12 protein-coding genes are annotated in these 13,578 nt (G+C 58.6%); 6 read left to right on the top strand and 6 right to left on the bottom strand.

From position 1 onward, the window contains the following. Positions 1-13: 13 nt before the first annotated feature. The 4 genes from C9422_RS08235 to C9422_RS08220 form a co-directional block, all read right to left on the bottom strand. Positions 14-1,492: a S41 family peptidase gene (locus C9422_RS08235; protein WP_116580294.1), complete on the bottom strand. Its 1,479-nt coding sequence runs from the start codon at positions 1,490-1,492 to the stop codon at positions 14-16. A gap of 121 nt (positions 1,493-1,613) precedes the next feature. Continuing rightward, on the bottom strand, positions 1,614-2,480 hold the full coding sequence (locus tag C9422_RS08230) for a carboxylate/amino acid/amine transporter (RefSeq protein WP_116580293.1): 867 nt from the start codon (positions 2,478-2,480) through the stop codon (positions 1,614-1,616). Between the two features lie 345 nt (positions 2,481-2,825). After that, entirely contained in the window at positions 2,826-3,425 is a 600-nt protein-coding gene (locus tag C9422_RS08225; RefSeq protein ID WP_116580292.1) for an FMN-dependent NADH-azoreductase, read from the bottom strand. 229 nt (positions 3,426-3,654) lie between these two features. Next, on the bottom strand, positions 3,655-3,969 hold the full coding sequence (locus C9422_RS08220) for a hypothetical protein (RefSeq protein WP_007972481.1): 315 nt from the start codon (positions 3,967-3,969) through the stop codon (positions 3,655-3,657). A 49-nt stretch (positions 3,970-4,018) separates the two neighbouring features. Between C9422_RS08220 and C9422_RS08215 the strand changes: the two genes are divergently transcribed. From C9422_RS08215 to aqpZ, 5 genes are all read left to right on the top strand, one after another. After that, entirely contained in the window at positions 4,019-4,942 is a 924-nt protein-coding gene (locus C9422_RS08215; RefSeq protein WP_007972479.1) for a LysR family transcriptional regulator, read from the top strand. Positions 4,943-4,956: 14 nt separating this feature from the next. Beyond that, positions 4,957-5,760 (top strand): alpha/beta fold hydrolase, encoded by an 804-nt coding sequence (locus C9422_RS08210; protein ID WP_116580291.1) that lies wholly within the window; start codon positions 4,957-4,959, stop codon positions 5,758-5,760. A gap of 3 nt (positions 5,761-5,763) precedes the next feature. Next, positions 5,764-6,321 (top strand): peptidylprolyl isomerase, encoded by a 558-nt coding sequence (locus C9422_RS08205; protein ID WP_095963783.1) that lies wholly within the window; start codon positions 5,764-5,766, stop codon positions 6,319-6,321. Positions 6,322-6,415: 94 nt separating this feature from the next. Continuing rightward, positions 6,416-8,248, top strand: coding sequence for an ABC transporter ATP-binding protein (locus tag C9422_RS08200; RefSeq protein WP_102698947.1), 1,833 nt, complete (start codon positions 6,416-6,418; stop codon positions 8,246-8,248). 298 nt (positions 8,249-8,546) lie between these two features. Continuing rightward, positions 8,547-9,245, top strand: a complete 699-nt coding sequence (aqpZ, locus tag C9422_RS08195) for an aquaporin Z (protein ID WP_116580290.1) — start codon at positions 8,547-8,549, stop codon at positions 9,243-9,245. An 18-nt stretch (positions 9,246-9,263) separates the two neighbouring features. Here the strand turns inward: aqpZ and C9422_RS08190 are convergent, their stop codons facing one another. Beyond that, the gene (locus C9422_RS08190) at positions 9,264-10,388 is read right to left on the bottom strand and encodes a GNAT family N-acetyltransferase (protein WP_116580289.1); all 1,125 of its coding nucleotides are present in this window, start codon (positions 10,386-10,388) and stop codon (positions 9,264-9,266) included. A 280-nt stretch (positions 10,389-10,668) separates the two neighbouring features. On the opposite strand from C9422_RS08190, the gene C9422_RS08185 reads away from it, so the two are divergent. Further along, positions 10,669-12,000, top strand: a complete 1,332-nt coding sequence (locus C9422_RS08185) for a putative porin (RefSeq protein ID WP_007972467.1) — start codon at positions 10,669-10,671, stop codon at positions 11,998-12,000. Between the two features lie 217 nt (positions 12,001-12,217). On the opposite strand, the gene C9422_RS08180 is transcribed toward C9422_RS08185, so the two are convergent. After that, entirely contained in the window at positions 12,218-13,339 is a 1,122-nt protein-coding gene (locus C9422_RS08180) for a beta-ketoacyl-ACP synthase III (protein ID WP_116580288.1), read from the bottom strand. Between the last annotated feature and the right edge of the window lie 239 nt (positions 13,340-13,578).

The raw sequence follows: 13,578 nt of genomic DNA, 5'->3' as shown, positions 1-13,578 counted from the left end.
GGCGCCGATCCGTTCATAAGTGATCAAGAACCCACTTTTGAACGGCCGCCGTATCGTTTATATCCCCCTCAAAAACAAACCGGGGATCATAAGCCTGGTTATTTCCTCGCGCTCGGCCTCTCCATACCTTTAACGGTAGCCAGAACTCGGCACCACTCGGCAGCGTTTGAGCGCCTATATCAATATAAAGCGTATCAGCGCTCGTTGGTAACCCCAAATGGACAACCCCCGGAACAGCAAGAACGACGTCCGCAAAGTCGAGACAGGCACTCGCGCAAAATGAGTCAGTCACCAACGCAAGCTTACCTTTAAAACCCTGGGTATCGTCTCCTCTCGAACCCTCTTGATCGACCGAGGAAGTGCTGGGCTGACGCAACCAGTCTTTCTTTTCGTGAAATGCGAGCTCCATCGACTTGGTTAAACTAAAAACAAATTTATAAGCTTCACTATTTTTTCCATAGTCGCCTTCCATGGTCGTGAGAGCGTTATTGAGCGTTGAAAGTGCAAAAGGCGAAACTCGCCACATCGCATACGCACGAGATGACTCATCCAGGCTCTTTACCCATTTCGAGCCTAACAGAGCAGACAGTATTTCAGCCCCCACTAAACTGTTACCGCCGCGATTGCCTCGTGTATCAAGCACAACCAGGTTGGCATCATCGAGACTCTTGATGACGTCGAGCATTTTATCGAGGGAGGCATTTTCCGCTGCTGAAGGCATGAAGTTGGATACATGTACCCAATATCGCCCGCCTCCCAGATTCTTGAGCGTTTGGGGTGGTTGGGGTTGGCGCAGGAAAGCCTCCAATTGCCCGGAATCTTCTTGCCATAACAACGTAAAGTTTTGTCTTACTCCATTTGGAAGAGCAACCAGACAGCTTTTTGACAAGTCCCTCGCCAACACAGGATGATTGGAATCCTCGACAGTTAACTGCTTAGCCAAATGCAACCAGGTCGACTTCAGATCAAGTCTACGATCAACATAAGGAGATATTTCGCTCTCCAGTATCTCGCGAACTGATTTGTTATCACACGATATAACCTTGGAATCAATCGGTGGTAGCGGGACAGGCCAATTTTTTGCGACGTGCTTTACAACGAAACTCTGACCTCGCATATCCAAAATGAAACCTGCCCAGGAAGAACTCCCTTTATCAGGTTGATTCAGCCCTACGTGCCCATCCTTGAAACCTGCGATGTAAAAATCAAGTACGGCTTGAGAGTCCTTCCTTGAATTGACACGCTTCGCCAGCTGACTGGCTTCCAGATAACCCCGTTCAACCCAGTCTGCAAAAGCCTCATTTTTACTGTCTATAGCACCCGGATGAGAGTCAACTATCAGTTGCCGGATGACAGAAAGATCATTGACAGTTAGACCTACCCAATCTTTTACTTGCGCTTCATCAGCCAACAAAAAAGACGGCGACACAACAAAAAAGAGCATTAAACATAAGCGTTTAAGGAGAAGCACATTTGTGTTCGCAGAATTCATGCAGGTATTCCTTTAGTACAGCTGTCCATGGCTGACCCGCTAAATATCTGCCTGCAGGTCCTTCAGTCCCATCTGCGATCTTTTGATTTCAAGATCAAAAGATCGCAGCCTGCGGCAGCTCCTACGCAGGTTGTGTGCCCTTGCTGATGCCCAACCGACTGATCCACACCGCCAGCAAAATCACCGAACCGCCGAGCAACAATCGCCCCAGCTCTTCATGCTGGTTCCAGATCAGCAGATTGATCAGCAAGCCCACGGGCACATGCAGGTTGTTCATCACTGCCAGGGTCCCGCCATTCACCATGCACGCGCCCTTGTTCCACCAATACAAACCCAGCGCAGTGGAGACCAGGCCGAGGAACAGCAGCACGCCCCATTGCAAAGGCGCTTCGGGCAGGAAGTTCTGTTTGCCGAACAATAGAAACGCCGGCAACGCCACCGCCAGTGCACCCAGGTAGAAGTAGCCGAAACGTCGGTAATGCGGCAGATCGCTCGGATGGCGGGCGACCAGGTGTTTGTACAGCACCTGCCCGGCGGCATAGGTGAAGTTGGCCAGTTGCAGCAACAGGAACCCCATGAAGAAATCCGGGTTGATCCGGTCAAAGCGAATCACCGCCGCCCCCGCCACCGCCACCAGGGCCGCGACCAGGGCCCAGGGATTGAAGCGACGATTCAGCGCATCTTCGATCAGGGTCACGTGTAGCGGCGTGAGGATGGTGAACAGCAGCACTTCCGGCACCGTCAGTACGCGAAAGCTCAAGTACAGACAGACGTAGGTCACGCCGAACTGCAAGGCACCGATCAGCAGCATGCCGCGCATGAACGCCGGCTCCACCGAGCGCCAACGGGTCAGTGGAATGAACACCAGCCCTGCCAGCAGCACTCGCACCAGCACCGCGAAGTAACTGTCGACATGACCGGCCAGGTATTCGCCGATCAAACTGAAGGAAAATGCCTGGATCAGCGTGACAAAAAGTAGATAGCCCATGCTCGCCTCGTTTCGAATGGCGGCGACGATAGCGGGTTTTGCTACTGATCGCGAACCCCCAAACAATACAAAAATCCATTGTGGGAGCGAGCTTGCTCGCGATAGCGGTGGATCAGTCAACATCATTGTCGACTGACACTCAGTCATCGCGAGCAAGCTCGCTCCCACAGGTTTTTTAGGTGCTTGTTAAATCACAGGCAAAAAAAAGCCCGATCTCGCTAAAGCGTTCAATCGGGCCAGAGCACTCAGGAGCAAAAAGTGCGAAGGGAGGTTCGATGCGCGTACAGGCTTGAAGGGTTGCGCCAGGTCACTAGACCATCCAGCGATTATCTGGCGATTAACGGGTCAGGCCACTTGCGCAAGCCTGGCGTTCGCCTGGTTCAGGCCTTTCTCCTGGAAGTCACCGCCCAGGTTCATGCCTTCGGCGTGGATGAACGTCACGTCGTGGATGCCGATGAAGCCCATGACCTGACGCAGGTACGGTTCCTGGTGATCGGCGGTGCTGCCGGCATAGATGCCGCCACGAGCCGTCAACACGTAGGCGCGCTTGCCTGTGAGCAGGCCTTGCGGACCGGTTTCGGTGTACTTGAAGGTCACACCGGCACGCAGCACGTGGTCGAGCCAGGCTTTCAGGGTGCTGGGGATCGCAAAGTTGTACATGGGCGCGGCCATGACCAGTACATCGGCGGCGAGCAATTCATCGGTCAACTGGTTGGAGCGTTCCAGGGACGCCTGTTCGATGTCGCTGCGCTGCTCGGCGGGCTTCATCCAGCCACCCAGCAGGTTGATATCCAGGTGCGGCACCGGCTTGACGGCCAGGTCCCGGACAGTGATCTGGTCATTCGGGTGAGCGGCTTTCCACTGGCTGATGAAGGTCTGGGTCAGTTGACGGGAAACCGAGTCTTGCTGACGTGCACTGCTTTCGATGATCAGAACGCGGGACATCGGATGTAGCCTCCATCTGAGAATGCTGTAGGTCGATGGAGTGAAGGTTAAACAGAGTCATATCGATGAAAAAGCGCAAATAACTGCTATAACCCATCAATAAATTCGTTTATAAGCTCAACATACCCTGTGGGAGCGGGCTTGCTCGCGAAGGCGCCGAGTCAGGCAAATAATATTTCGAATGACAAAACGCTTTCGCGAGCAAGCCCGCTCCCACAGGAGATCGAGATCACTTCGGGGTGCAGCTCAGCTCGATGCGCAGCTTGATGATGTTGCGGCTGAATTTGGCGGTGGCATTTTTGTGCTTGCCGGCCGGTACGTCGATCTTGCGGGTACGCGGGGCTTCCGGGCCATTGATGAAAACGGCCTTGCAGCTTGCATCGACGTCGCCGTAGTTGGCCACCTGGATGGAGCCGATGTCGCTATCCGTGTCGTAGGTCTGGTAATCGATCTTCATGCCGTTGAGATCTTTCTTCACATCGATCGGGTAAGCCATCGCCGTCAGCGGCAGCAGCGCCAGCAGCACACAACAGATTTTTTTCATTCAGCAGCCTCCAGTAAGGGTTGCCAGCTTAGGACAAGAGGAGCTCAACATGAAAGCGCCCCGCGTGACCCTTGATCAATGGCGAACGCTGCAAGCCGTGGTCGATCACGGTGGTTTCGCCCAGGCCGCCGAGGCGCTGCATCGCTCGCAATCATCGGTCAGCTACACCGTGGCACGCATGCAGGATCAGCTCGGCGTGCCGTTGCTGCGCATCGACGGACGCAAGGCCGTGCTGACCGAAGCCGGCGGCGTACTGTTGCGCCGCTCCCGGCAACTGGTGAAACAGGCCAGCCAACTCGAAGACCTGGCCCACCACATGGAACAGGGTTGGGAGGCCGAAGTGCGCCTGGTGGTCGATGCCGCTTACCCAAGCGCCCGCCTCGTCCGTGCCTTGACCGCGTTCATGCCGCAAAGCCGTGGCTGCCGGGTGCGCCTGCGTGAGGAAGTGCTGTCGGGCGTGGAGGAAGTCCTGCTCGAAGGCGTGGCCGACCTGGCCATCACCGGCTTCAGTATTCCCGGTTACCTGGGTGCGGAATTGAGCGACGTCGAGTTCGTTGCGGTCGCCCACCCCGAGCATCCCCTGCACCGCCTCAACCGCGAACTGAGCTTCCAGGACCTGGAAAGCCAGATGCAAGTGGTGATCCGCGACTCGGGCCGCCAGCAACCACGGGACGTCGGCTGGCTCGGGGCCGAACAACGCTGGACCGTCGGCAGCCTGGCCACCGCCGCGACCTTCGTCAGCAGCGGCCTGGGTTTTGCCTGGCTGCCCCGGCACCTGATCGAACGGGAACTCAAGGAAGGTACGCTCAAGCTGCTACCGTTGGATCAGGGCGGTAGCCGCAACCCGAGCTTTTACCTGTATTCGAACAAGGACAAACCGCTGGGACCGGCCACGCAGATTCTCATCGAACTGCTGCGCACCTTTGACACCGCACCACTGGACGCCCCGTTCGCCGCCCCCGAACAAGCCTGACACGGAGTGTATGCATGGCCTATTTCGAACACGAAGGTTGCAACCTGCACTATGAGGAATATGGCCACGGCACGCCGCTGCTGCTGGTCCACGGCCTCGGTTCCAGCACCCTGGACTGGGAAAGGCAGATCCCGGCACTGGCCACCCGCTACCGGGTGATCGTCCCGGATGTACGCGGTCACGGCCGTTCGGACAAACCCCGGGAGCGCTACAGCATTGCCGGTTTCAGCGCCGACCTGATCGCGCTGATCGAGCACCTCAATCTCGGCCCGACACACTACGTCGGCTTGTCCATGGGCGGCATGATCGGCTTCCAGCTGGGTGTGGACCAGCCGACACTGCTCAAGAGCCTGTGCATCGTCAACAGTGCGCCAGAGGTCAAACTGCGCAGCCGCGACGATTACTGGCAGTGGTTCAAGCGCTGGAGCCTGATGCACGCACTCAGCCTGCGCACCATCGGCAAGGCATTGGGCAGCAAGTTGTTCCCGAAGTCCGAGCAGGCCGACTTGCGACAAAAAATGGCCGAACGCTGGGCAAAAAACGACAAACATGCTTATCTCGCCAGCTTCAATGCCATTGTTGGCTGGGGGGTCCAGGAACGACTTTCGAAGGTCACCTGTCCAACCCTGATCGTCAGTGCCGACCGTGACTACACACCGGTGGCGCTGAAGGAAAACTACGTAAGACTGCTGCCCGATGCGCGGCTGGTGGTGATCGCCGATTCACGCCACGCCACGCCGCTGGACCAGCCGGAACACTTCAACCAAACGCTGCTGGATTTTCTGACTGCAGTCGACACCACCACTCAGGATCACTGACCCATGCTGAAAAAAATCGCCCTCGCCGCTGGCACCGTCCTGTTTGCCGCCAACCTGATGGCCGCAACGCCCGCCAAGGCGCCGCACGTTTTGCTGGAAACCACCAACGGCCAGATCGAAATCGAACTGGACCCGGTCAAGGCGCCGATCAGTACCAAGAACTTCCTTGAGTACGTCGACAGCGGCTTCTACAACAACACGATCTTCCACCGCGTGATCCCCGGCTTCATGGTTCAGGGCGGCGGTTTCACTCAACAGATGCAACAAAAAGAAACCAAGGCGCCGATCAAGAACGAACACAACAACGGTTTGGTCAACGTTCGCGGCACCTTGTCCATGGCCCGCACTTCCGTGCCTGACTCGGCCACCAGCCAATTCTTCATCAACGTCAAGGACAACGACTTCCTTGACCAGGGTGACGGCTACGCCGTGTTCGGCAAAGTGGTCAAAGGCATGGACGTGGTCGACATCATCGTCAATTCGCCAACCACCGTTCGTAGCGGCATGAAGGACGTGCCGGCCGACCCGGTGTTCATCAAGTCGGCCAAGCGCATCGACTGAGACTAAGCTGGACAAGGATGTCCGAGCCGTTGCCGGTGTTTGCCGGCAACGCTCAAAACGTTAAAAGGAGAGCCCGCTCGCGGGCGAACGCCCCATGCTTTATCGCCGCTTTGAAAAACTGATCGATGTTTTCCGTGAAGCACCGACGGCGTCTCCGCCGGACCGGGTTTTCCCTTTTTATACCTATTACCTCAAGCAGGTCTGGCCGAGCTTCGCCGCCCTGCTGATCGTCGGCCTGATTGGTGCATTGATCGAGGTAGCGCTGTTCAGCTACCTGAGCCGCATCATCGATCTGGCCCAAGGCACGCCGAACGCCAATCTGTTCCGCGAGCACGCCCTCGAACTGACCTGGATGGTGGTGGTGGCGCTGGTGCTGCGCCCCATATTCGTGGGCCTGCATGACCTGTTGGTGCACCAGACCCTGAGCCCCAGCATGACCAGCATGATCCGCTGGCAGAACCACAGTTATGTGCTCAAGCAGAGCCTGAATTTCTTCCAGAACGACTTCGCCGGGCGCATCGCCCAGCGCATCATGCAAACCGGCAACTCGCTGCGTGACTCCGCCGTGCAAGCGGTGGATGCGTTGTGGCATGTGCTGATCTACGCCATCAGTTCGCTGGTGCTGTTCGCCGAAGCCGACTGGCGCCTGATGATCCCGCTGCTGACGTGGATCTTCGCCTTCATCGGCGCCCTCTGGTACTTCGTGCCACGGGTCAAGGATCGCTCGGTGGTGGCATCCGATGCACGCTCCAAACTCATGGGGCGGATTGTCGACGGCTACACCAACATCACCACCCTGAAGCTGTTCGCCCACACCAACTTCGAGCAGCAATACGCCCGCGAAGCGATCAAGGAACAGACCGAGAAGGCCCAACTGGCCGGCCGCGTGGTCACCAGCATGGACGTGGTCATCACCAGCATGAACGGCCTGCTGATCGTCTGCACCACCGGCCTGGCCCTGTGGCTGTGGACGCAGTCGCTGATCAGCGTGGGGGCAATCGCCCTGGCCACCGGTCTGGTGATCCGCATCGTCAACATGTCCGGCTGGATCATGTGGGTGGTGACCGGCATCTTCGAAAACATCGGCATGGTGCAGGACGGCCTGCAGACCATCTCGCAACCGGTCAGCGTCACCGACCGCGACCAGGCCAAACCCTTGGCGGTGGCCCGTGGCGAAGTGCGTTTCGAGCAGGTGGACTTCCACTACGGCAAACAGAGCGGGATCATCGGCGGCCTCAACCTGACCATCAAGGCTGGCGAGAAAATCGGCCTGATCGGCCCGTCCGGCGCGGGCAAATCGACCTTGGTGAACCTGCTGCTGCGCCTGTACGACGTCGAAGGCGGACGTATCCTGATCGACGGCCAGAACATCGCCGACGTCAGCCAGGAAAGCCTGCGCGAGCGCATCGGCATGATCACCCAGGACACCTCCCTGCTGCACCGCTCGATCCGTGACAACCTGCTGTACGGCAAACCGGACGCCACCGATGCCCAACTCTGGGAAGCGGTGCACAAGGCCCGGGCTGACGGTTTCATTCCTGCACTGTCGGACGCCGAAGGCCGCACCGGTTTCGATGCCCATGTCGGTGAGCGCGGGGTGAAACTTTCCGGCGGCCAGCGCCAGCGCATCGCCATTGCCCGTGTGCTGCTCAAGGACGCGCCGATCCTGATCATGGACGAGGCCACCTCTGCGCTGGATTCGGAAGTCGAAGCGGCGATCCAGGAAAGCCTCGAAACCCTGATGCAGGGCAAGACCGTGATTGCCATCGCTCACCGGCTCTCGACCATCGCCCGGATGGACCGGCTGGTGGTGCTGGAGAACGGCAAGATCGCCGAAACCGGAACCCACGCCGAGTTGCTCGCCCATGGCGGCTTGTATGCGCGGTTGTGGCAACACCAGACCGGTGGGTTTGTCGGGATCGATTGAGCATTGCTGCGGCCACAAAACCTGTGGGAGCGGGCTTGCTCGCGAATGCGGTAGATTATTCAACAACGATGCTGACTGACACTCCGTCTTCGCGAGCAAGCCCGCTCCCACAGGGATTGGCGCGACCGATAGCCTCCAAAAAACCGCCAGGCCCCGTCAACAACGGGGCCTGGCGGTTTTTTGTACCTGCTGGAATTCTGAAAAAACCGTGCTGTACTCACTGCAACGTTCTGGAGGTGGTTCTGCAGTCCATCGGCTGGAGGCTCAAGGCAGCATAATCTCGAAAGGGCACTCTCTTATGTCTCTGTTAAAACGTTCGGCGACTGAGTTGGTAGGTACGTTCTGGCTGGTATTGGGTGGTTGCGGCAGTGCGGTGTTGGCAGCGGCTTTTCCAGAGGTGGGGATCGGCTTGCTCGGGGTGTCCTTCGCGTTTGGCCTGACCGTACTGACCATGGCCTTCGCCATCGGCCATATTTCCGGCTGTCATCTCAATCCTGCGGTATCCCTCGGCCTGGTGGTGGGTGGGCGGTTTCCGGCCAGTGAATTGCCAGCCTACATCATTGTCCAGGTCATTGGCGGCGTGATTGCAGCCGCCCTGCTGTACTTCATTGCCAGCGGCAAACCCGGTTTCGAACTGGCGGGAGGGCTTGCATCCAACGGCTATGGCGAACACTCGCCCGGCGGCTATTCGATGGCCGCAGGATTTGTCTGTGAACTGGTGATGACCGCGATGTTCATCCTGATCATCCTCGGTGCCACCGATAAACGTGCACCGGCAGGACTGGCGCCGATCGCCATCGGCCTGGGGCTGACGCTGATCCACCTGATCTCGATCCCGGTCACCAACACCTCGGTCAACCCGGCGCGCAGCACCGGCCCGGCGCTGATCGTCGGTGGCTGGGCGATTCAACAATTGTGGATGTTCTGGGTCGCGCCCCTGCTCGGCGCAGTGGTCGGCGGCGTGCTGTATCGCTGGCTGGGCAAGGAAGACAACTGACACGCCCTACGGTGAAGATCAGCCTTGTCGATAAGGCAAGGCTGACTTCGCGTCCTCTGCATAAGCCAGCACCCCCAGCCGCTCCTGCTCCAGAAAGTCTTTCACCGCCGCCTTCAACCCCGGATGCCGCAGGTAGTGCCAGGAATGGGTAATGACGGGCTCGAATCCACGAATCAGTTTGTGCTCGCCTTGCGCACCGGCATCGAAACGCTGGAAACCGTTGACGATGGCGTAGTCCATCCCCTGGTAGAAACAGGTCTCGAAATGCAGGCGATCGAACTCCGCCAGGCATCCCCAGTAACGGCCATAAAAGCTGTCGCCCCCCACCAGGCTGAACGCCATCGCCACTGGGCGTGAACCCTGCCTGGCCAGCACCACGCGAATCGACTCCGGCATGCGTTCGGCCAACAGGCTGAAAAACTCCCGCGTCAGATACGGCCTTTGCCGACGCACCGCGTAGGTATTGGCGTAGCAGGCATAGACGAAATCCCATTGCGCCTGACTCAGCTCCCGCCCCTCCAGCCATTCGAACTCGAAACCCTGGCCGACCACCTGCTCGCGCTCCTTGCGCATCTGTTTGCGCTTGCGCGAACTGAGCACGTCGAGGAAGTCCTGGAAATCCCGGTACCCGCGGTTCTGCCAGTGATACTGACAGCCAACGCGCTGCAGCCAGCCAGGCTGCTCGCTCAATGCCGCATCGGTGAATGGATCGGTGAAGTTGATGTGGGCGCTGGAAAGACCTTCGAGTTCCAGATAACCCGGCAGGCTTTTCAACAGTTCGAAACCGTCTTCGACCGTGGCCGCCAACAGCCGCGGCCCGGTCACAGGACTGAACGGCACCGCGCTCAACAGTTTGGGGTAGTAATCGATGCCGGCGCGTTCGCAGGCATCGGCCCAGGCGTGATCGAACACGTACTCGCCGTAGGAATGCCACTTGCGATAACCGGGCAGCGCGGCGATCAGGCGATCACCTTCAACGTGCAGCAGATGCTCGGGCTGCCAGCCGGAATGGGGTCCGACACTGCCGCTGTCTTCCAGTGCGCTCAAAAAAGCGTGACGCAGAAAAGGCTGACTCTCCGGCACCATGGCATCCCAGGTCTGCGGGGCGATTTCTGACAGTTTTTGCAGGCGTTGCAACGGCATCACCGTCCTCACTCTTCATGGCGTGAAAGCCCCGCGAGTATCGCCTATCGCTCCACTTTGCACACGGGCAAAGCGACGACAGTGCTCTAACTCAATGGTTCACGGCGGCTTTGTATCGTCACGGACATGACATCACATTGCCACTGCTCTGTAATAAACCATCGCGATACTGGCGCCTGTTTTTAGAGCGCCGGGTTATACCCGGCCACAGTTTTCCGCCCCTTACGGTCGGTTGTGCCCCGGATGGCTCTGTCATCCCCTCTCATCTTCGGAGATTGATATGCGTCTTGCTTCCACAAAAACTGCGGCGGCCTTGTGCGGTGGCCTGTTGCTGGCCATGAGTGTTCCGGCCAGTGCCGCAGTCGACGCCAAACTGCTCGACATGCTCAAGGCTAACGGCTCGATCACCAACGCGCAGTACAGCGAACTGCAAGCCGAGCTGGCCAGGGATCAGAAAGAACAGCAGATTGCCCGTCAGGCTCAGCAAGAGACCAACGAGCAAATCGCGGCCACCGCGAAGAAAACCGACACACTGAGCGCCTTCGACCAGAAGCTTGCATGGGCGGCAAAGACCCAGTTCAAGGGCGACGTGCGCTTCCGTCAGGAAAACGTCCACAACGATGGCGTGCCAAACAACAAGGACCAGGATCGTCAGCGCATTCGTGCCCGCCTGGGTGCCTACAGCGAAATCAACCCGCAGGTCGACACCGGTATCCGTATCGCCACCGGCAGCAACGACGACGCTCGCTCGACCAACCAGGACCTGAACAACTACTTCGACAAGAAGCAGATCTGGCTGGACCAGGGTTACATCGACTACCACCCGGACGCGATCAAGAACCTGCACCTGGTTGGCGGCAAGATGCCGCAACAATGGGTGAGCATGGGCGACATCATCTGGGATAGCGATATCAACCCGGAAGGCCTGGCTGTCACCTACAAGTACCCGCTGAGCGGCAGCACCGAACTGTTCGGTAGCGCCGGTCACTACACCCTCAAGGACAACGTCGACGGCGAAGGCGTGCAATTCAAGCACGACCTGCGTCTGTACGCCGGCCAGTTGGGTGCGCGCTTCGGCATCACCGACAGCATGAAAATGACCTTGGGCGGCAGTCTCTACGCCTACGACAACGACGACAGCAGCGCCTGCCCTACCTCGGGTACCGTTACTGCGCCATGCGCACTGGCCGTCAACGGCAACAGCCCGGGCGAACGGTTCAAACTGTACGAAGGCTTTGGTCAGCTGGACTTCAGCAACCTGCCGGTTCCGCTGTCGATCTACGGTCAGTACGTCAACAACACCGATGCCAGCAACGACCAGGACACTGGCTGGCTGGCCGGTGTGAAGTCCAAGCTCTACGGCTTCAACGTGGACTACAACTACCGCGACGTACAGCGTAACGCCGTGGTGGGTGCCTTCACCGACTCCGACTTCGCCAACGGCTTCACCGGTTCGCGCGGCAGCAAGCTGAAAGTGAGCTACGACCTGGACAAGAACTTTGCCCTGGGCGCGACCTACTACATGGCGACCTCGGACCAGACCAACGCCAACATCAACAAGAAGGATTCGGACATCAACACCCTGCAACTGGATGCCGAAGCCAAGTTCTGATTCACCCGCTACACGACTCGGGCAAGGAAGCCCGGGCCCCTTTTACAGCCTGGCGTTGATGTATCGGTCCCCATCATCCTCCGATGCATCAACGCCAGGCTGTTTTCTCTCCCGCAAAAAAAGATCGCAGCCTTCGGCAGCTCCTACAGGGTTGGGTTCACGGTGAATCCGGTCCTGTAGGAGCTGCCGCAGGCTGCGATCTTTTCAAGCCGCAGAATCAGCGCTTGCGCAGCAACACGCTACCAATCGAATAACCGGCGCCGAACGAGCTGAGCACGGCCAGCGAACCGGCGGCCAGATCGTCCTGGTTCTTGTGGAACGCAATCACGGAACCGGCGGAACTGGTGTTGGCGTAGGTGTCGAGAATCACCGGGGCTTCTTGCTCGGTCGCATCGCGGCCCAGCAGTTTCTTGACGATCAGGTGGTTCATGCTGAGGTTGGCCTGGTGCAGCCAGAAGCGCTTCACGTCGCTGATGTTGAGCTGGTTCTCTTGCAGATGCTCAGCGATCAGCTCGGCCACCATCGGGCAGACTTCCTTGAACACCTTGCGGCCTTCCTGCACGAACAGTTTGTCCTTGGCGCCGATGCCCTCTTCCGCCGCGCGGTTGAGGAAGCCGAAGTTGTTGCGGATGTTGTTGGAGAACTTGGTCAGCAGCTTGGTGCTGACGATATCGAACTGATACTTGGACGTCGCCAGGTCGGCACGCTCGATGATCACCGCGGTGGCGGCATCGCCGAAGATGAAGTGGCTGTCGCGGTCGCGGAAGTTCAGGTGGCCGGTGCAGACTTCCGGGCTGACCATCAGGACCGCGCGGGCCTGGCCCAGTTGCACGCTGTTGGCGGCGGTCTGGATACCGAAGGTCGCCGAGGAGCACGCCACGTTCATGTCGAAACCGAAACCCTGGATGCCCAGCGCTTCCTGGACTTCGATGGCAATGGCCGGGTAGGCACGTTGCAGGTTGGAGCAGGCGACGATCACGCCGTCGATGTCCGCTGCGGTCTTGCCGGCACGCTGCAGGGCTTGTTCGGCCGCGCCGATGGCCATCTGGCAGAGTACCGACCACTCGTCGTTGGAACGTTCCGGCAGGCGCGGGGCCATGCGTTGCGGGTCGAGAATGCCGTCCTTGTCCATGACAAAGCGGCTCTTGATGCCGGAGGCTTTTTCGATGAATGCGGCGCTGGACTCGGTCAATGCCTGAACTTCACCGCGTGCGATGGCATCGGCGTTGTCGGCGTTGAATTGCGCGACGTAAGTATTGAAAGACTGGACCAGCTCTTCATTGGAAATGCTGTTGGCCGGGGTGTACAGGCCGGTGCCACTGATGACGACGTTATGCATGGTCGTGTCTCTAATCTGTTCAGGCAGAAAGCATTGGCACCGTCGTACCAACACACAAAGGGTCTATTCCCGTCGGGGGACGCAAACTTGGCATCGCTTTATTCCGACCTGCCCGCGACCGTGAGGGCTCAAAACCGCGGGGCCGGCATTTATAGGCGCGAAGTTTGCCATAAAGCGTGGGTTTTGGCGCCTTTTTGCTGGATGAACCCTACCTGCGGGCCATGCAAAACTGTGGGAGC

The organism is Pseudomonas sp. B1(2018) (assembly GCF_003097365.1).
Classification (GTDB): Bacteria; Pseudomonadota; Gammaproteobacteria; order Pseudomonadales; family Pseudomonadaceae; genus Aquipseudomonas; species Aquipseudomonas laurylsulfatiphila.
The sequence above is the reverse complement of the archived record's forward strand: the minus strand, read 5'-3'. Positions and strand labels throughout refer to the sequence as shown.

Bases quoted from the DNA above. Each gene is read 5' to 3' on its own strand.
- C9422_RS08185 (WP_007972467.1), top strand. From the start codon at position 10,669: ATGCGTCTTGCTTCCACAAAAACTGCGGCGGCCTTGTGCGGTGGCCTG.
- C9422_RS08235 (WP_116580294.1), bottom strand. From the start codon at position 1,492: ATGAATTCTGCGAACACAAATGTGCTTCTCCTTAAACGCTTATGTTTA.
- C9422_RS08210 (WP_116580291.1), top strand. From the start codon at position 4,957: ATGGCCTATTTCGAACACGAAGGTTGCAACCTGCACTATGAGGAATAT.
- C9422_RS08230 (WP_116580293.1), bottom strand. From the start codon at position 2,480: ATGGGCTATCTACTTTTTGTCACGCTGATCCAGGCATTTTCCTTCAGT.
- C9422_RS08225 (WP_116580292.1), bottom strand. From the start codon at position 3,425: ATGTCCCGCGTTCTGATCATCGAAAGCAGTGCACGTCAGCAAGACTCG.
- aqpZ (WP_116580290.1), top strand. From the start codon at position 8,547: ATGTCTCTGTTAAAACGTTCGGCGACTGAGTTGGTAGGTACGTTCTGG.
- C9422_RS08205 (WP_095963783.1), top strand. From the start codon at position 5,764: ATGCTGAAAAAAATCGCCCTCGCCGCTGGCACCGTCCTGTTTGCCGCC.
- C9422_RS08215 (WP_007972479.1), top strand. From the start codon at position 4,019: ATGAAAGCGCCCCGCGTGACCCTTGATCAATGGCGAACGCTGCAAGCC.
- C9422_RS08220 (WP_007972481.1), bottom strand. From the start codon at position 3,969: ATGAAAAAAATCTGTTGTGTGCTGCTGGCGCTGCTGCCGCTGACGGCG.
- C9422_RS08180 (WP_116580288.1), bottom strand. From the start codon at position 13,339: ATGCATAACGTCGTCATCAGTGGCACCGGCCTGTACACCCCGGCCAAC.
- C9422_RS08190 (WP_116580289.1), bottom strand. From the start codon at position 10,388: ATGCCGTTGCAACGCCTGCAAAAACTGTCAGAAATCGCCCCGCAGACC.
- C9422_RS08200 (WP_102698947.1), top strand. From the start codon at position 6,416: ATGCTTTATCGCCGCTTTGAAAAACTGATCGATGTTTTCCGTGAAGCA.